The organism is Pseudacidovorax sp. RU35E, from assembly GCF_900156165.1.
In the GTDB taxonomy this organism is placed as follows: domain Bacteria; phylum Pseudomonadota; class Gammaproteobacteria; order Burkholderiales; family Burkholderiaceae_C; genus Xenophilus.
Window position 1 is genome coordinate 197,110 of record NZ_FTMY01000009.1, and the last position, 17,152, is coordinate 214,261.

The following is a 17,152-nucleotide window of genomic DNA, read 5'->3' on the forward strand; positions in this document are numbered from 1 at the left end:
ATGGGTGCATACCCTATACCTGTTATGATAGGTCGCATGAACGACCCCGCCGCTCTTCCGCTGTTCGCCCGCATCGAGGCGAGCCTTCGCGACCGCATCCTACGCAACGAACTGGCGGCTGGCAGCAAGCTGCCTTCCGAGGCGGCGCTGGAGGCGGAGTTCGGCGTGAGCCGCATCACCGTGCGACAGGCGCTGGCCTCGCTGGAGTCGAGTGGGCTGATCCGCAAGGTCAATGGCCGGGGCAGCTTCGTCACGCGCCCGTCGGATGGGCCCGACCTGGGGCCGCTCACCGGCTTCTACGAGCACATGCGCGCGCAGGGCAAGGCGGCGCGGGGCCGGCTGGTCTCGGTGCGCGACACGCCGGCGACCGCCATCCAGGCCCAGGCCCTGGGTGTCGAGGCAGGCACCGCCCTGCGCACCGTCACGCTGGTACGGATGGTCGACGGCCGCCCGCTGGCGGTCGGCACCACGAGCGGCACGCCTTCGCTCATCGAGGCCCTGGTGCGCGAGGACCTCGAGACCAACGACGTGATGGTCGTGCTTGAGGACCGTCTGGGCGTTCGCCTGCGCAACACGCACATCGAGGCCGGCGCGGTGCTCGCCGGTGCCGCGCGCGCACGGCAACTGGCCTGCGCGGCGGGCGACCCCCTGTTGCGCATCCGCTTCACACCGCACGACATGGAGGACCGGGCGCTGTGCTGGTCCGAGATGCATTTCCGCGGAGACGCCTTCAGCTACCGCGCAGTAGTCAAGCGCTGAGCACCGCAGGGGCCAGGGCAGCGGTATGTCTCAGGCGTGCAGGACGAGCCGACCGAACAGCAGCACCACCACGGCCATAAGCGCTGCGGCCACCGCCTGCCAGAAACGCACCGGATCGCGCTGCGCCAGCGGCACGGCTCGCGCATGCCGCACTTCGGGGGAGGGCGAGCGCAGCTCATGCAGCAATTCGGACACGGCTTCGTGGCGCCGGGCCGGCTGCGGGCTCAGGGCCTTCTGTAGCACGGTGTCCAGCCAGGCCGGCAGATCGGGCCGGTGATGGCGCAGCGGCACATAGCGCAGGCGTCGCAGGTCCTGCGGCTGGCGAACGCGCGTGGCGGTCAGGCCATAGGGCAACTGGCCCGTGAGCGTCTGGTAGCCCAGGGCAGCGAGTGCAAACAGGTCCGACCGGGCGCTGCCGCCCTGGCCGAGCAGGTACTCCGGCGCCATGTACTGCAGCGTGCCCGGCGCATCGGCCGCCAGCGGCCCGCGGCCCTCCGCCAGGCCGGCCACATGGGCCGAGGCCAGGTCGATCAGCCGCGCGGTGCCGGCGCGGTCGATCATCACGTTCTCCGGCCGCAGGTCCTGGTGCAGCATCTCGCGGCCGTGCAGGGCCTGCAGGCCGCGGCCGATCTGGTCGAGCAGGGCGCGCACCTCGTCGAGCGAAGGGCGCGGATGGTCGACCATCCACTGGGCCAGCGTCTGGCCTTCCACGTAGGCCATGGCCACGAAGAGATGGCGCCGCGCGCGCTGGCCCGGCCAGGCCTTGAGCACATGCGGATGGTCGATGCGCCGGGCCACCCATTCCTCCAGCACGAAGCGGTCGAGCGCCGCGGCGTCCTCGCGCAGGTCCGGCCCCGGCATCTTGAGCGCCACGGGCACACCGCTTTCGTCGTCGGTGGCCAGCCAGATATGGCTGCGCGGGCTGACCTTGAGTTCGCGCACCAGCGTGAAGCCTTCGAAGGCCATGCCGACCGAAAGCAACGGCGGCAACGCCAGGCCTTCACGGCTGAGCTGGGGCAGCGGCTGGCCGGGCGCGGGCAGGGCGTCGATGCGCAGCAGCAGGACGGTCGCGTCGTCGTCGCTGCCGCGCTCGCGGGCGCGCCGGGTGAGGGCGGCGGCCGCGGCATCGAAGTCGTCGGCATGCAGGCGTAGCGCCTCATGCATGTCCGCCGCCGCGAGGTGGGCATGGGCGCCGTCGGTGGCCAGCAGGTAGACCTCGCCGGGCTCGGCCTCCCAGTGGCGGTAGTCGATCTCGACCTGGGCGCCGGCGCCGAGCGCGCGCGCCAGGTAGGACTCGGCGGAGGACACCTGCACGCGGTGGTCCTCGGAGAGCGGTTCCAGCGTGGCCGCATGCAGCCGGCACAGCCGCGCGTCGCCCACATGCAGCAGGTGCAGCTCGCAGCCCTTGAGCACCAGCGCCGTGAAGGTGCAGACATGGCCGCGGTCTTTGTCGAAGCGGGCATCGCCGCGCATCGTCTGCGCATGCAGCCAGGCGTTGGTGGCGGCGATCACGCGCTGCCCCGCGCGGCGCACCGACCAGCTCTCGCTCGTCGCGTAGTAGTCGGCGAGGAAGGCGCCAACGGCGGTCTGCGCGGCCTCCTGGCTTACCGGGCTGCTGCTGATGCCGTCGGCGATGGCCAGCGCGATGCCCTTGCTGGCCAGCAGGTGGCCGGTGGGCAGCATCGCGCCGTGGAAGTCCTGGTTGGGCCCGCCCGGCGCGGCCAGCGAGTGCTGGCCCAGGGTGATGCGCGGCAGCGCCTCGGATGGGCCCGTCACGACGGCCGAACGTCCTTCCAGCGTGCCACCGGGCTCAGGCCTCAGGCGCGCACGCGCTTGGGCGCCGTCTTGTAGTGGGTGGAGTAGAGCGTCGCGCCGACGAAGGTCAGGCCGCCCACCAGGTTGCCGAGCACGGTGGGGATCTCGTTCCAGATCAGGTAGTCCATCAGCGTGAAGTGGCCGCCCAGCAGCAGGCCCGAGGGGAACAGGAACATGTTGACCACGCTGTGTTCGAAGCCCATGTAGAAGAACACGGTGATCGGCATCCACATGCCGATGGCCTTGCCCGACACCGAGGTGGACATCATGGCCGCCACCACGCCGGTGGAGACCATCCAGTTGCACATCACGCCGCGGATGAACAGCGTCAGCATGCCGGCGGCGCCGTGGGCGGCGTAGCCCACCGTTCGGCCCTCGCCGATGTGGCCGATGCGCTGGCCGATGGCGTTGGGCGCCTCGGACCAGCCGAAGGTGAAGATGATGGCCATGAACACGGCCACCGTCAGCGCGCCCGCGAAGTTGCCGACGAACACCAGCCCCCAGTTGCGCATGACGCCGCCCCAGGTGGCGCCGGGGCGCTTGTCGAAGACGGCCAGCGGTGCGAGCGTGAACACGCCGGTCAGCAGGTCGAAGCCCATCAGGTACAGCATGATGAAGCCGACCGGGAACAGCATCGCGCCGACCAGCGCGTTGCCGGTGTTGACGGTGATGGTGACGGCGAAGGCCGCCGCCAGCGCCAGGATGGCGCCGGCCATGTACGAGCGGATCAGCGTGTCGCGGGTGGACATCAGCAGCTTGGATTCGCCGGCGTCCACCATCTTGGTGACGAATTCAGCGGGGGCAAGGTAGGCCATGGAATTCCTTGGAAGTGCTTGAAAAGGGGGAAGAGGGGGTCAGGCGAGGGCGACCATCACGCGGCCGCCGTCCACGCGCACGGCATAAGCGCGCACCGAGTGCTGGGGCGCCTCCAGGCATTCGCCGGTGGCCAGGTCGAAGTGGTTCTTGTAGAGCGGCGAGGCGACAACGGTGCGCCCGCCCAGGCTGCCGGTGAGCCCGCGCGAGAGCACGCTGGCGCCCGACTGCGGGTCGATGTTGTCGATGGCATGGAAGCGGTCGTCGCCGATGCGAAAGATGGCGACATGCCGGCCGTCGATGCGGGCGCAGACGCCGGTGTCGGGCAGGATGTCCGAGACGGCGCAGACGGCCATCCATTCAGGGGCGAGGGTCGTGGTCATGGCGGGGCTCCTCAGGCGGGCGTGGCTTCGATGGCGGGCTCGTCGGCTTCGCGCGCCGGCGGTGCGGCGTCGGGGGCGCGTTCCTCGGCACGGGCTGGGCGGATCTGCCCACGCTCCTTCACGAACACGATGCGCTCATCGGGCAACTCGCTGTTGACGAAGCTGCGGAAGCGGTTGCGCACGGCGGGGTCCGTCACGGCTGTCTTCCACTCGCACTGGTAGGTGTCGACCACGGCCTGCATCTGCGTCTGCAGCTCGTCGGCCAGGCCCAGGCTGTCCTCGATCAGCACCTTCTTCAGGTAGTCGAGGCCGCCCTCCAGGTTGTCGCGCCACGTGCTCGTGCGCTGCAGGCGGTCGGCCGTGCGCACGTAGAACATCAGGAATCGGTCGATCAGCGCGATGAGCTGTGGCTTGGTCAGGTCGCTGGCGATCAGCTCGGCATGGCGCGGCTTCATGCCGCCGTTGCCGCAGACGTAGAGGTTCCAGCCCTTCTCGGTGGCGATCACGCCCACATCCTTGCCCTGGGCCTCGGCGCATTCGCGGGTGCAGCCCGAGACGCCGAACTTGATCTTGTGCGGCGCGCGCAGGCCCTTGTAGCGGTTCTCCAGCTCGACGGCCAGGCCGACCGAGTCCTGCACGCCGTAGCGGCACCAGGTGCTGCCCACACAGCTCTTCACGGTGCGCAGCGACTTGCCGTACGCATGGCCGCTCTCGAAGCCGGCGGCGATCAGTTCTTCCCAGATCAGCGGCAGCTGCTCCAGCCGGGCGCCGAACATGTCGACCCGCGCGCCGCCCGTCACCTTGGTGTAGAGGCCGTACTTCTTGGCCACCTGGCCGACGGCGATCAGGCCGTCGGGCGTGACCTCGCCGCCGGGCATGCGGGGCACGACGGAGTAGGTGCCGTCCTTCTGGATGTTGCCGAGGAAATAGTCGTTGCTGTCCTGCAGCTTGGCCAGCTCGGGCTTGAGCACGAAGTCGTTCCAGCACGAGGCCAGGACGCTTGCCGCGGTGGGCTTGCAGATGTCGCAGCCCAGGCCCTGGCCATGCTTGGCCAGCAGTTCGTCGAAGGTCTTGATGCCGCCCACGCGCACCAGGTGGTACAGCTCCTGCCGCGAATGCGGAAAGTGCTCGCACAGGTGGTTGTTGACGGCCAGGCCGCGGCGGCTCATCTCGGCCTTCATCACCTGCGTGACCAGGGGCACGCAGCCGCCGCAGGTGGCGCCGGCCTTGGTGCAGGCCTTGAGCTGGCCGATGGTGCAGGCGCCGTCGCCCACCGCGGCGCAGATCTGGCCCTTGCTCACGTTGTTGCACGAGCAGATCTGCGCCGTGTCCGGCAGCGCGTCCACGCCCAGGCCGGGCTTGGCCTGGCCGTCGCTGGACGGCAGGATCAGGAACTCCGGCGACGCCGGCAGGGCGATGCCGTTGAGCGCCATCTGAAGGAGCGTGCCGTATTCGTCGGCATTGCCCACCAGCACCGCGCCCAGCAGCTTCGTACCGTCGGCGCTGACCACGATCTTTTTGTAGACCTGCTTGATCTCGTCCACGTACTGGAAGCTGCGGCTGCCGGGCGTGCGGCCGTGGGCGTCGCCGATGCTGGCCACGTCCACGCCCATCAGCTTGAGCTTGGTGCTCATGTCGGCGCCGGCAAAGCTGGCTTCGGCGTCGCCGGCCAGGTGGCGGGCGGCCACGCGGGCCATCTCGTAGCCGGGCGCGACGAGGCCATAGAGCTGCTCGTTCCACGAGGCGCACTCGCCGATGGCATAGATGTTTCGGTCGGCGCTGCGGCAATGGGCGTCCACGGCGACGCCGCCGCGGGGCCCGACGGCCAGGGCGCTCTGGCGGGCGAGGGCGTCCTGGGGCCGGATGCCGGCAGAGAACACGATCATGTCGCATTCCAGCCATGTGCCGTCGGAGAAGACCATGCGGTGCCGGGCGGTGGCGCCGTCGGTGATCTCCACCGTGTTGCGGCCGGTGTGCACCTGCACGCCCAGCGCCTCGATCTTGCTGCGCAGTACACGGCCGCCGCCTTCGTCCACCTGCACTGCCATCAGGCGAGGCGCGAACTCGACGACATGCGTTTCCAGGCCCAGGTCGCGCAGCGCCTTGGCGCATTCCAGGCCCAGCAGGCCGCCGCCGACCACCACGCCGCTCTTCGACTTGGCACCGGAGGCTTTCATGCCTTCCAGGTCCTCGATGGTGCGGTAGACATGGCAGTGCGGCCGTTCGCGGCCTGGTACCGGTGGCACGAAGGGCACGGAGCCGGTGGCCAGCACGAGCTTGTCGTACGTCAGCACCTCGCCATCGGCGGTGGTGACGGTGTTGTTGCGCCGCTCGATCGCCGCCGCGCGGGTGCCCAGGCGCAGCGAGAAGCCGCTGCGCTCGAAGAAGCCGGCCTCGACCAGCGTGAGCTGCTCGGCCGTCTTGCCGCTGAAGTACTCGGACAGGTGCACGCGGTCATAGGCCGGCCGCGGCTCTTCGCACAGCACGGTGACGTCTGCCTGGGAGAGGGAGGACGCGGCGAGTTCTTCGAGGAACTTGTGGCCGACCATGCCGTGGCCAACAACGATGATTTTCATGAGGGGTCCTGCGCGCACCCTGCGGGCGGGAGGAGCCTGTGCCGGCCATTCAGGACCGGGGACGCCGCCGCCAGAGCGAGGATGCAGATCGTGTGGGAACAACCGCGAGGGGCAGGCGCCGACAGTGGCGTCGCTTGCGCGGGGTTCCGCCGGCATTGGCGGGGCGCTGGAGCCGCAACGGCAGCTTTACCGGGGCTCCGCGGGATCATAAGCAAGCGACGTGCCAAAGGAAAAGGCCCCGCGAGCGGGGCCTTTGAGGCGATTCCACGGGTCCGACGCCCCGGTCTGGGACGTCCGGCACCATCCTGGCGTGCGCCAAGGTGAGGCCGGCGCCGGCCAGGTCCCAGGGGCCGGTCCGCTCAGGTGCTCGGCGCCGGGGTGGGCGTGGTCGTCTTGTCGGCGCAGCCGCCCTGGCCGGCCCGCAGGCCGCGAACGTCGTCGCAGATGGTGCCGCTGGTCGTCCAGACCATGTTTGCGGCGCCGTCGGTCTGGCTGGGCGTGAGCGTGATCGTCATCGCCTTGCCATCCCGGGTTGACGCCCCCGTGGTGGCCTTGATCACGCCGTCCGTGATGCTGAAATCGCCGGTCACGTTCTTGGTGGGGGTGAAGGTCGATGGAATTCCGTAGGCGCCGGCATTGCAGCCTTTGAAACTCCCGGCTTCGGAAGCGCAACCGAGCACCGAGGATTTCAACGGCGTCAATTCCATGAGCGCCGCCGAGGCGCGCGCACGTGATGAATAGTCGGTGTATTGCGGAATGGCCACCGAGGCGACGATTCCGAGAATGGCGATGACGATCATGAGCTCGATGAGGGTGAACCCCCGCGAGCGGCCAAAGCGGCGCGATGCATGGATATGCATGATGAACACTCCCTGAATTGATTTATTCCGACCCATCCCTCATGGGTCGGAGCAATCAGGATATCAGTGGAGCAATTCATGCATCAGGAATTTATCGGCACGAAATTTTTAGATTGCCAACTAGTTGGTCAATTTAATTTGTTGCCATGCAATTTTTTATTGACCATTGTTTTTGAATTCTGCGCTGGCCCGGTGGTGCCCAGGGCGCCTGATGTACGAGGCGCCCCGGCGGCGACCGGGGCAGGTCACCCCGCAGGCAGCGCCGCGGTGTGACCCTGCCGCGCGGCGATGCCGCAGAGCGCAAGGCGTCAGCGCCCGTCCGCCTGCTCAGAAGAAGCCGAGCGGCTGCTGGCTGTAGCTGACCAGCAGGTTCTTGGTCTGCTGGTAGTGGTCGAGCATCATCTTGTGGGTCTCGCGGCCGATGCCCGACTGCTTGTAGCCGCCGAAGGCGGCATGCGCGGGGTAGGCGTGGTAGCAGTTCGTCCAGACCCGCCCGGCCTCGATCCCGCGGCCCATGCGGAAGGCCCGGGCGCCGTCGCGCGTCCATACACCGGCACCCAGGCCGAAGAGCGTGTCGTTGGCGATCTCCAGCGCCTCTTCCTCCGTCTCGAAGGTGGTGACCGACAGCACGGGGCCGAAGATCTCTTCCTGGAAGATGCGCATCTTGTTGTGGCCCTTGAAGACCGTCGGCTCGACGTAGTAGCCGCCGGCCAGGCCGCCCTCGAAGGCCTTGCGCACGCCGCCGGTCAGGCATTGCGCGCCTTCCTGCAGGCCGATCTCGATGTACGAGAGGATCTTGTCCAGTTGCTCCTGCGAGGCCTGGGCGCCGATCATGGTGCTCTTGTCCAGCGGATTGCCCTGCTTGATGGCCTTGACCCGCTTGAGGGCCCGCTCCATGAAGGCGTCGTAGATCGAGGCCTGGATCAGCGCCCGGCTGGGGCAGGTGCAGACCTCGCCCTGGTTGAGGGCGAACATGGCGAAGCCTTCGAGCGCCTTGTCGAAGTAGCCGTCGTCGGCCGACATCACGTCCTCGAAGAAGATGTTGGGGCTCTTGCCGCCCAGCTCCAGCGTGACCGGGATCAGGTTCTGGCTGGCGTACTGCATGATCAGCTTGCCCACCGGCGTCGAGCCGGTGAAGGCGATCTTGGCAATGCGCTTGCTGGTGGCCAGCGCCTTGCCGGCCTCGGTGCCGAATCCGTTGACCACGTTCAGCACGCCCGGCGGCAGCAGGTCGCCGACGAGTTCCATCAGCACCAGAATCGAGGCGGGCGTCTGCTCGGCGGGCTTGAGCACGATGCAGTTGCCGGCGGCCAATGCCGGAGCCAGCTTCCAGGCGGCCATCAGCAGCGGGAAGTTCCAGGGGATGATCTGGCCGACCACGCCCAGCGGCTCGTGGAAGTGGTAAGCCATGGTGTCGTGGTCCACTTCGGCGATGCTGCCTTCCTGGGCGCGCACGCAACTGGCGAAATAGCGGAAGTGGTCCACGGCCAGCGGCACGTCGGCCGCCAGGGTCTCGCGCAGCGGCTTGCCGTTGTCGATGGTCTCGGCGACTGCCAGCGTCAGCAGGCTGGCCTCCATGCGGTCGGCGATCTTGAGCAGCACGTTGGCGCGGTCGGTGGCCGAGGTGCGACCCCAGGCCTTCTTGGCGGCGTGGGCAGCGTCCAGCGCGGCCTCGATGTCCTTCTCGTTGGAGCGCGGGATGGTGCAGAACACCTGGCCGTCGATGGGCGAGACGTTCTCGAAGTACTGCCCGTCCACCGGCGCGACCCAGCGGCCGCCGATGTAGTTGCCGTACTGCTTCTTGAAGGGGTTGGCCACGCCGAGGTGGGCGATGTCTGCCATGTCCATGGTGCTTGTCTCCGGTTGGGTTGCCGCGCCGGGGTGGGCGGTAGGCGGAGTGGGGCAAGCCATGTGCCAGCGCGAGGGGCTGGGCCGCAACGCAAGAAAGTTGTTTGGTGACAGTCACTTGCCGGCGTAGCCCGGCAAGACGCTTGGTCTCTCGGGTGTTCACGGACTGTGCCGCAGCGGCACAGCTGTGCCGTTGCGGCACAGACAGCCGGGCCGCGGCAAGCGCAGAAGCCGCGCGGCCCTCCGCTCGGCTATCTGCCGCGCGGCGGCATGAAGGATGTGCTGTCGGGGCGTCCTTCGACGAAGAGCCGAGACGTCGCCGCCGGGGATGTCGCCAGCAGCCTGCCCTTGCGATAGACCGCAAGCCGTGCGGCACGCAGGCGGATCGCCTCCACCGGGTCGCGCGCCTGCAGCAGCACGAAGCTCGCGTCGCAGCCCGGCGCGATGCCGTAGCCGGGCAGGTGCATGAGCCGCGCCGCATTCGTGGTCACGGCCTCGAAGCACTGCTGGATGCCGGTCTGGCTGGTCATCTGGGCCACATGCAGGCCCATGTGGGCCACCTCCAGCATGTCGCCCGAGCCCATGCCGTACCACGGGTCCATCACGCAGTCGTGGCCGAAGGCGACGTTCACGCCGGCGGCCATCAGCTCGGGCACGCGGGTCATCCCGCGGCGTTTGGGGTAACTGTCGTGGCGGCCCTGCAGCGTGATGTTGATCAGCGGGTTGGCGATGACGCTCACGCCTGCCTCGGCGATGAGCGGCAGCAGCTTGCTGACGTAGTAGTTGTCCATGCTGTGCATGGAGGTGCAGTGCGAGCCGGTGACGCGGCCCTGCAGTCCCAGGCGCTGGGCGTGGAAGGCGAGCGTCTCGATGTGGCGCGACAGCGGATCGTCCGATTCGTCGCAGTGCATGTCGACCAGCTTGCCTTCCTCGGCGGCGATCTCGCACAGCAGGCGCACGCTCTCGGCGCCATCGGCCATGGTGCGCTCGAAATGCGGAATGCCGCCCACGATGTCCACGCCCTTGCGCAGCGCGCGACGCAGGCTGTCGACGCCGCCGGCCGTGCGCAGCACGCCGTCCTGCGGAAAGGCCACCAGTTGCAGGTCGATGTAGGGCGCGACGCGGCGCTTGACCTCCAGCAGCGCATCGACGGCCAGCAGGCTGGGGTCGCTGGTGTCCACATGGCTGCGGATGGCCAGCAGGCCCCGGGCCACGGCCCAGTCGCAGTAGGCCAGGGCGCGTTCGATCAGCGCCTCGGCCGTCAGCAGCGGCTTGAGCTCGCCCCACAGCGCGATGCCTTCGAGCAGCGTGCCGCTCTGGTTGACGCGCGGCAGGCCGTAGCTGAGCGTGGCGTCCATGTGGAAGTGCGGGTCGCAGAACGGGGGCGCCACCAGCAGGCCGTCGGCATCGAGCGTCTCGTGCGCCGGCGCGTCGAGGCCGGTCGACACTTCGACGACGCGGCCGTCCTGGACGGCGATGGACTGGCCGGTGCGGCCGTCGGGCAGGGTGGCGTGGGTGATGAGCAGGTCGAGCATGGCGGGATGGTCGAAGTCGTGGCGGGAGCATACGGGGCGACGTCCGCTGAACGCCTTGTCAGCGCTCGCCCTTGCGATAGGGCTTCATCAGGGCCTGCGGATAGCTGGCCTTGCGCGCCACCAGCACCAGCGCCAGGATCGACAGCACATAGGGCAGCATCAGGTAGACCTGATAGGGCAGGGCCGCGTCGCCGGCCTGCTGCAGCCGCAGTTGCAGCGCATCGAAGAAGGCGAAGAGCAGGGCGCCCAGCAGCGCCTTGCCCGGGCGCCACGAGGCGAAGACCACCAGCGCCACGCAGATCCAGCCGCGGCCGTTGACCATGTTGAAGAAGAAGGCGTTGAAGGCCGACAGCGTGAGAAAGCTGCCCGCCACGCCCATCAGCGCCGAGCCGCCCACGATGGCCAGCGTGCGGGTCGCAGCCACCGACACGCCCTGGCTTTCGGCGGCCTGCGGGTTCTCGCCCACCATGCGCAGTGCGAGGCCGGCCGGCGTGCGGTAGAGCAGCCAGCCGACCAGCGGCACGAGCAGCAGCGCCAGCAGCGTCATCGGGGTCTGCGCGTCCAGCACCGGAATCGGCATCCAGTCCATGGGCGCGAAGGGCGTCACGGTGGGCGGCGTGCTCACCTTGGGAAAGCTCACCCGGTAGCCGTAGTAGGACAGCGAGGTCGCCAGCAGCGTGATGCCCAGCCCGCACACGTGCTGCGACAGCGCCAGGCCCACGGTGAGCCAGGCATGCAGCAGCCCGAAGGCGGCGCCAACCAGGGCTGCCACCACCACGCCCAGCCACAGCGGCGCGCCGGCGTACACCGCCAGCCAGCCGCCGAAGGCGCCGGCCACCATGATCCCTTCGATGCCCAGGTTGAGCACGCCGGCCCGCTCGCACAGCAGCACGCCCAGCGTGCCCAGGATGAGCGGCGTGGCGATGCGCAGCAGCGCCACCCAGAAGGAGGCCTGCGCCACGATGTCGAACACGTCGCTCATCGCGACCACCTCAACCGGAACTGCGTGAACAGCGCCGCCACCAGCACCGAGAGCAGCGAGGCGGCCACGATCACATCGGCGATGTAGGTCGGCACGCCCACGGCGCGGCTCATCGAATCGGCGCCGACCAGCACGCCGGCCACGAACACCGCCGCGGCCACCACGCCCAGCGGATGCAGGCCCGCAAGCATGGCGATCACGATGCCGCTGTAGCCATAGCCGGGCGACATGTCGAGCGTGAGGTAGCTGGTGCGGCCGGCCACTTCCACGGCGCCGGCGAGCCCGGCCAGTGCGCCCGAGAGCAGGGCGGTGAGCACCACCGTGCGCGTGACCGGCACGCCGGCGAAGGTGGCGGCACGTGGGTTGGCGCCCAGCGCGCGGATGTCGAAGCCCAGCACGGTGTGCTTGAAAAGCAGCCACACGCCCACCGCCAGCACCAGCGCGCCGAGCAGGCCGCTGTGCACCCGCGTCTGCGGGATCAGCTTGGACAGTTCCAGGTCCGACTGCAGCGCCACGCTCTGCGGCCAGCCCATGGCGTTCGGGTCCTTCATCGGGCCGTCGAGCAGGGCGCCGACGGCCAGCAGCACGATGAAGTTGAGCAGCAGCGTGGTCACGACCTCGTCCACGCCCAGGCGGCTTTTCATGAGCGCCGGGCCGAGCAGCAGCAGCGCGCCTGCCAGCGCGGCGGCCAGGAACATCAGCGGCAGCAGCACCGCCACCGGCCATTCCAGGCCCGTGCCGTCGTGCACGCCGCCGATGGCGACAGCCGCCAGTGCGCCGGCATAGAGCTGGCCTTCGGCGCCGATGTTGAACAGCCGCGCGCGGAAGGCCACCGCCGCCGACAGGCCGGTGAGGATCAGCGGGATGGCCCGCGTCAGCGTCTCGCTCAGCGCGAACACCGAGCCGAAGCCGCCCGAGAGCAGCAGGCCGTAGGTGCGGCCCACGGGCGCGCCGGCCCACAGCACCAGCAGGGCACTGACCAGCAGCGTGAAGGCGACCGCGCCCACCGGTGCCAGCACCAGGGCCGTGCGCGAGGGCTGGGTGCGTCGTTCGAGCCGCATCGTCATGCGGGCGTCCTTTCCGTTTCGCCGGCCATCGCCAGGCCGATGGCCTCGCGTGTCCAGGCCTCGGCCGGCCGCGCGGGCGTGAGGTGGCCGCCGTGCATCACGGCGACCTGGTCGCCCAGCGCCAGCACCTCGTCGAGGTCGTCCGAGATCAGCAGCACCGCCGCGCCGGCGTCGCGCGCCGCGATCAGCTGCCGCTGCACATAGGCCACGGCGCCGATGTCCAGGCCCCAGGTCGGCTGGTGCGCGACGATCAGGCGCGGGACTTCGTTCGACGAGGCATCGGGCGCCGTCAGCGCCCGGCCGAGGATGAGCTTCTGCATGTTGCCGCCCGACAGCGAGCGGGCCGGTACATCCAGCCCGCCGCCGCGCACATCGAAGGCCTGCTGGATGCGCGCCGCATGGGCGCGGGCCGCGGCGCGGCGCACCCAGCGCAGGCCTGGCAGCAGCCGGCGTGAGAAGGCCGGCGTGCGCAGGCGCTCGGCCACCGCGTTCTCCCACACCGGCAGGTCGCCGACCACGCCGACGGCGTGGCGGTCTTCGGGGATGCGCGCCACACCTTGCGCAACCAGCCGGGTCGGCTGTACCACGAGCGGCGCACCGAGCAGGTGGACCCGACCGGACCGCGCCTTGCGCGTGCCGCAGAGCAGCTCGGCCAGCGCGACCTGGCCGTTGCCCGATACGCCGGCAATGGCCGTGATCTGCCCCGCGCGCAGCGTGAGCGGCACCCCGTGCAACGCGCCCGCGGCGCCTTCGGTGCTCACGCCGTCGAGCACGCACATCTCGGCGCCGGCAGCGGATGCCTGCTGCCGCACCGGGGCCTCCACCGCATGCCCCACCATCCATTGCGCGAGTTGGGCCTGCGTGGTGTCGCCCGCCCGGCCCTCGGCCACGAGCCGACCCTGGCGCAGAACGGCCACGCGGTGCGACACCCGCAGCACCTCGCCCAGCTTGTGGCTGATGAAGATGATCGACAGGCCTTGCGCCACCATCTGGCCCAGCGTGTCGAACAGCGCCTCGCTCTCCTGCGGCGTGAGCACCGCAGTGGGCTCGTCCAGGATCAGGATGCGGGCGCCGCGGTACAGCGCCTTGAGGATCTCCACCCGCTGCCGCTCGCCGACCGATAGCGTGGCCACGCGCGCATCGGGCGCAACCGGCAGGCCGAAGCGACGGGCCACCGCCTCCAGTCGCTCGCGCGCCGCCGCGCGGCGGGTGAAGGGCTGCCACAGCGGCTCGCTGCCCATCACGATGTTGTCGAGCACGCTGAGGTTGTCGGCCAGCGTGAAGTGCTGGTGCACCATGCCGATGCCCGCCGCCAGCGCCGCCTGCGGATGGCCGGGCGGCAGCGCCTGGCCGAAGGCCTCGATGCGGCCTTCGTCGGCCACGTAATGGCCGAACAGGATGGACATCAGCGTGGACTTGCCGGCGCCGTTCTCGCCCAGCAGGGCCAGCACTTCGCCGGCGTGCAGCGTGAGCGAGATGGCGTCGTTGGCCACCAGCGGGCCGAAGCGCTTGGTGATGCCCGAGAGCCGCAGCACCGGCGCGCCGCCGCCCGCCGGGCTCAGGGCTTCCATTGCGCCAGGAAGGCCATGAGCACCTGGGCCGAGTTGTCGGCCGCCAGGCGCATGAAGGTGCCCATCTCGTTGGCACCGTCGCCACCGCCGGCCAGGTCGCTGAGCGAGCGGAAGGCGAGGTAGGGCACGCCATTGGCATGGGCCACCATGCCCACCGCCGCCGTCTCCATGTCCAGCACGTTGGCCTGGAAGGTGGCGTAGGTGTATTCGCGGAAAGCCTTGTTGTCCATGAAGGCCTGGCCCGACACGCCGTTGCCGCCCACCACCAGCCGCGGCGGATGCCGGAGGCACGTGCCGGCGGCGCAGGCCGCCAGGTCCACCTTCAGGGTGCGCGCGGCGGCCAGCATGCCCGGGTCCACCTCGAACCAGAAGCGCCGCGTGACCCGTGGCTGCGCCGCGGAGCGGAATTCCACCGGCCGCGGGAACATCATGCCGAAGTTGGGCAGCGTGGCGTCCTGGATGAAGGGCGGCTTCTCGTAGCGGCCGGGCGCCACCTCTTTCGCCATCAGCACCTCCAGGTACTGGCCCCACTGGGCCGGCACCGTGACGTCGCCGATGGAGAGGTTGGGATTGACGCCCCCGGCGATGCCGCTGAACACCACATGGCTGACCTTGAAGCGGTCCAGCGCCAGCTGGGTGTTCATGGTGGCGTTGGTCATGCTGATGCCCGACAGGAACAGCACCACGGGCCGGCCCTGCAGCGTGCCGGTGTGGAACTCCACGCCGTTGATGCGCGTGGTGCGCGCGTCCTGCAGCTTCTGGCGCAGCAGCACGAGCTCGGGCTCGAAGGCCGACATGACGGCGATCCGCGGCGTGCTGTCCGCCTGCGGCGCGACGGTCATGCCGGCACAGCCGGCCAGGGCGGCGCTGGCCGCCAGGGCCAGCAGGAGTCGGCGGAGGCGATTCATGCGCGCGATGGCTTCACTTGGAAGACTTTGGCTGGCGGTCGTCGATCTTGACGCTGTACTTGCCGGACAGGATCTCGGCCTCGCGGGCCTTGACCTTGGCGACCAAATCGGCCGGCACCTTCTTCTCGAAGGTGCCCAGCGGCGACAGCTCGGAGCCCTTGTTCTGCATCTGCGAATAGGGGCCGTAGTCCTCGGCCTTGAAGGTGCCATCCTTTACCAGCTTGATGGCGCGGTCGATCGAGGGCTCCATGTTCCACAGCGCCGACACCACCACCGTGTCGGGGTACTGCGGCTGCGTGTTGATCACGTTGCCGATGGCCAGCACCTTGCGCTCCTTGGCCGCGTCGCTCACGCCGAAGCGCTCGGCGTACATGATGTCCGCGCCCTTGTCGATCATGGCGAAGGAGGCCTCCTTGGCCTTGGGCGGATCGAACCAGCTGTTGATGAAGCTCACGCTGAATTCAACCTTCGGGTTCACTTCCTTGGCGCCGGCCATGAAGGCGTTCATCAGCCGGTTGACCTCGGGGATCGGGAAGCCACCCACCATGCCGATCTTGTTCGACTTGGTCATGCCGCCGGCGATCATGCCGGTGAGGTAGGCGGGCTCCTGGATGTAGTTGTCGAAGACGCTGAAATTGGGCGCCTGCGGCTTGCCAGACGAGCCCATCAGGAACATCGTCTTGGGGAAGTCCTTGGCCACCTTGCGGGCTGCGGCCTCCACCGCGAAGGCCTCGCCCACGATCAGCTGATTGCCGCCCGTGGCGTACTCGCGCAGCACGCGCTCGTAGTCGGCATTGGCGACGTTCTCGGTGGCCTTGTATTCGATCTCGCCGCGGGCCTCGGCGGCCTTCAGCGCCTTGTGGATGCGGCCCACCCATTGCTGCTCGAAGGGCACGGTGTAGACCGCGGCCACCTTGAGCTTGGACTGGGCGAATGCGAACTGCGGCAGCCCGACCGCGACAAGCCCCGCCAGGGCGGCGGCACTCAGGATCAGGGGACGGCGCTGGATCATCTTTCTCACTCCTCGTTGATGGGTGTTGGACAAGCAGGATTGGTGCCGGCTGGGCCGGGTACGCATGGCATGAAGGCCAGGCTGGGCCAGTGGGGCGGTGCGTCCCGCAGTTACGGCTGAATCTATCTGCCGTTCGGGCTGAGCCTGTCGAAGCCCTGCACCGCGCTTCGACAGGCTCAGCGTGAACGGTTTGAAGGGCATCCGTCCGAGCAACGCAAGCAGGCCACTCCATCACCACCGGCCCGGAAGTACCCCAACACAAAAGGCCGCGGAGCAGGCCACGCCAGCAACACGCGCGGAACCGGCTTTGCCGGGCCGCTGCGTGTGCCCCCGGAGGGGGGTGGGCGGAGCGGGCCCCAGCCCGCGCAGCCTGGGGGCGAGCCTATTTCGTACCGAAGATCCGGTCGCCCGCGTCGCCCAGGCCCGGCAGGATGTAGCCGTGCTCGTTCAGCTGTCGGTCGATGGCCGCCGTGTACACCGGCACATCCGGATGCGCCTCGTACATGGTCGTCAGGCCTTCGGGGCAGGTCAGCAGGCAGACGAACTTGATGGACTTGGGCGACAGCTCCTTGAGCCGCTCCACGGCCGCCACGGCCGAATTGCCGGTGGCCAGCATCGGGTCGACCACCACGATGTCGCGCTCCTGCATGTCGCTGGGCATCTTGAAGTAGTACTCGACGGCGGTGAGCGTCTTGGGGTCGCGGTACAGGCCGATGTGACCGACCCGCGCGCCAGGCACCACGCTGAGCATGCCGTCCAGGATGCCCGTGCCGGCGCGCAGGATCGACACGAACACCAGCTTCTTGCCGTCGATCACCTGGCCGCGGGTCACTTCCAGGGGCGTCTCGATCTCGATCTCCGACGTCGGGATGTCGCGGGTCACCTCATAGGCCATCAGCGAGGCCAGTTCGTTGAGCAGGCGGCGGAAGCTGTTGGTCGAGGCGTCCTTGCGGCGCATGAGCGTGAGCTTGTGCTGGACGAGCGGATGGGTGATCAGGTGAGCGTTGGGCGTCGTCATGAATC

The 17,152-nt window shown here is 69.1% G+C and carries 15 protein-coding genes; 2 read left to right on the forward strand and 13 right to left on the reverse strand.

What is annotated here, in order from left to right; all coding sequences use genetic code 11:
• Positions 1-36 precede the first annotated feature (36 nt).
• A complete protein-coding gene (locus BXA03_RS17620) occupies positions 37-759 on the forward strand; it encodes a GntR family transcriptional regulator (RefSeq protein ID WP_143476353.1) in 723 nt (240 codons plus the stop codon).
• Positions 760-789: 30 nt separating this feature from the next.
• On the opposite strand, the gene BXA03_RS17625 is transcribed toward BXA03_RS17620, so the two are convergent.
• The 5 genes from BXA03_RS17625 to BXA03_RS17645 all read right to left on the reverse strand — a co-directional run bounded on the left by BXA03_RS17625 (position 790) and on the right by BXA03_RS17645 (position 7,206).
• Positions 790-2,535: a bifunctional protein-serine/threonine kinase/phosphatase gene (locus tag BXA03_RS17625; protein WP_200803398.1), complete on the reverse strand. Its 1,746-nt coding sequence runs from the start codon at positions 2,533-2,535 to the stop codon at positions 790-792.
• Between the two features lie 41 nt (positions 2,536-2,576).
• Positions 2,577-3,389 carry a formate/nitrite transporter family protein gene (locus BXA03_RS17630; RefSeq protein WP_076510208.1) on the reverse strand — a complete coding sequence of 271 codons (813 nt, stop codon included), beginning with the start codon at positions 3,387-3,389 and terminating at the stop codon, positions 2,577-2,579.
• Between the two features lie 39 nt (positions 3,390-3,428).
• Positions 3,429-3,770 carry a nitrite reductase small subunit NirD gene (gene nirD, locus BXA03_RS17635; protein ID WP_076510210.1) on the reverse strand — a complete coding sequence of 114 codons (342 nt, stop codon included), beginning with the start codon at positions 3,768-3,770 and terminating at the stop codon, positions 3,429-3,431.
• A gap of 11 nt (positions 3,771-3,781) precedes the next feature.
• Positions 3,782-6,346, reverse strand: a complete 2,565-nt coding sequence (gene nirB / locus BXA03_RS17640; RefSeq protein ID WP_076510212.1) for a nitrite reductase large subunit NirB — start codon at positions 6,344-6,346, stop codon at positions 3,782-3,784.
• Positions 6,347-6,705: 359 nt separating this feature from the next.
• Positions 6,706-7,206: a pilin gene (locus tag BXA03_RS17645; RefSeq protein WP_076510441.1), complete on the reverse strand. Its 501-nt coding sequence runs from the start codon at positions 7,204-7,206 to the stop codon at positions 6,706-6,708.
• A gap of 78 nt (positions 7,207-7,284) precedes the next feature.
• Here BXA03_RS17645 and BXA03_RS26590 point away from each other — a divergent pair, with 78 nt between their 5' ends.
• Positions 7,285-7,479, forward strand: coding sequence for a hypothetical protein (locus tag BXA03_RS26590; protein WP_143476354.1), 195 nt, complete (start codon positions 7,285-7,287; stop codon positions 7,477-7,479).
• Positions 7,480-7,533: 54 nt separating this feature from the next.
• Here BXA03_RS26590 and BXA03_RS17650 read toward each other — a convergent pair whose 3' ends face one another.
• From BXA03_RS17650 to upp, 8 genes are all read right to left on the reverse strand, one after another.
• Complete coding sequence (locus BXA03_RS17650; protein ID WP_076510214.1) at positions 7,534-9,054, reverse strand: acetaldehyde dehydrogenase ExaC; 1,521 nt, start codon at positions 9,052-9,054, stop codon at positions 7,534-7,536.
• Positions 9,055-9,305: 251 nt separating this feature from the next.
• The gene (locus BXA03_RS17655; RefSeq protein ID WP_076510216.1) at positions 9,306-10,589 is read right to left on the reverse strand and encodes an amidohydrolase family protein; all 1,284 of its coding nucleotides are present in this window, start codon (positions 10,587-10,589) and stop codon (positions 9,306-9,308) included.
• A 58-nt stretch (positions 10,590-10,647) separates the two neighbouring features.
• A complete protein-coding gene (locus tag BXA03_RS17660) occupies positions 10,648-11,571 on the reverse strand; it encodes an ABC transporter permease (protein ID WP_076510218.1) in 924 nt (307 codons plus the stop codon).
• Positions 11,568-12,632 carry an ABC transporter permease gene (locus tag BXA03_RS17665; RefSeq protein ID WP_076510443.1) on the reverse strand — a complete coding sequence of 355 codons (1,065 nt, stop codon included), beginning with the start codon at positions 12,630-12,632 and terminating at the stop codon, positions 11,568-11,570. Before BXA03_RS17665 ends, BXA03_RS17660 begins: the two co-directional genes overlap by 4 nt.
• Before the next feature lie 2 nt (positions 12,633-12,634).
• Positions 12,635-14,209, reverse strand: coding sequence for an ABC transporter ATP-binding protein (locus tag BXA03_RS17670; RefSeq protein WP_076510219.1), 1,575 nt, complete (start codon positions 14,207-14,209; stop codon positions 12,635-12,637).
• The gene (locus BXA03_RS17675) at positions 14,197-15,117 is read right to left on the reverse strand and encodes a 5'-methylthioadenosine/S-adenosylhomocysteine nucleosidase (protein ID WP_076510221.1); all 921 of its coding nucleotides are present in this window, start codon (positions 15,115-15,117) and stop codon (positions 14,197-14,199) included. Before BXA03_RS17675 ends, BXA03_RS17670 begins: the two co-directional genes overlap by 13 nt.
• 13 nt (positions 15,118-15,130) lie before the next feature.
• Positions 15,131-16,129: a BMP family protein gene (locus tag BXA03_RS17680; RefSeq protein WP_076510223.1), complete on the reverse strand. Its 999-nt coding sequence runs from the start codon at positions 16,127-16,129 to the stop codon at positions 15,131-15,133.
• Between the two features lie 382 nt (positions 16,130-16,511).
• Positions 16,512-17,147 (reverse strand): uracil phosphoribosyltransferase, encoded by a 636-nt coding sequence (gene upp / locus BXA03_RS17685; protein WP_076510225.1) that lies wholly within the window; start codon positions 17,145-17,147, stop codon positions 16,512-16,514.
• Between the last annotated feature and the right edge of the window lie 5 nt (positions 17,148-17,152).

Bases quoted from the DNA above. Each gene is read 5' to 3' on its own strand.
- BXA03_RS17620 (WP_143476353.1), top strand. From the start codon at position 37: ATGAACGACCCCGCCGCTCTTCCGCTGTTCGCCCGCATCGAGGCGAGC.
- BXA03_RS17630 (WP_076510208.1), bottom strand. From the start codon at position 3,389: ATGGCCTACCTTGCCCCCGCTGAATTCGTCACCAAGATGGTGGACGCC.
- nirD (WP_076510210.1), bottom strand. From the start codon at position 3,770: ATGACCACGACCCTCGCCCCTGAATGGATGGCCGTCTGCGCCGTCTCG.
- nirB (WP_076510212.1), bottom strand. From the start codon at position 6,346: ATGAAAATCATCGTTGTTGGCCACGGCATGGTCGGCCACAAGTTCCTC.
- BXA03_RS17645 (WP_076510441.1), bottom strand. From the start codon at position 7,206: ATGCATATCCATGCATCGCGCCGCTTTGGCCGCTCGCGGGGGTTCACC.
- BXA03_RS26590 (WP_143476354.1), top strand. From the start codon at position 7,285: ATGCATCAGGAATTTATCGGCACGAAATTTTTAGATTGCCAACTAGTT.
- BXA03_RS17650 (WP_076510214.1), bottom strand. From the start codon at position 9,054: ATGGACATGGCAGACATCGCCCACCTCGGCGTGGCCAACCCCTTCAAG.
- BXA03_RS17655 (WP_076510216.1), bottom strand. From the start codon at position 10,589: ATGCTCGACCTGCTCATCACCCACGCCACCCTGCCCGACGGCCGCACC.
- BXA03_RS17660 (WP_076510218.1), bottom strand. From the start codon at position 11,571: ATGAGCGACGTGTTCGACATCGTGGCGCAGGCCTCCTTCTGGGTGGCG.
- BXA03_RS17665 (WP_076510443.1), bottom strand. From the start codon at position 12,632: ATGCGGCTCGAACGACGCACCCAGCCCTCGCGCACGGCCCTGGTGCTG.
- BXA03_RS17670 (WP_076510219.1), bottom strand. From the start codon at position 14,209: ATGGAAGCCCTGAGCCCGGCGGGCGGCGGCGCGCCGGTGCTGCGGCTC.
- BXA03_RS17675 (WP_076510221.1), bottom strand. From the start codon at position 15,117: ATGAATCGCCTCCGCCGACTCCTGCTGGCCCTGGCGGCCAGCGCCGCC.
- BXA03_RS17680 (WP_076510223.1), bottom strand. From the start codon at position 16,129: ATGATCCAGCGCCGTCCCCTGATCCTGAGTGCCGCCGCCCTGGCGGGG.
- upp (WP_076510225.1), bottom strand. From the start codon at position 17,147: ATGACGACGCCCAACGCTCACCTGATCACCCATCCGCTCGTCCAGCAC.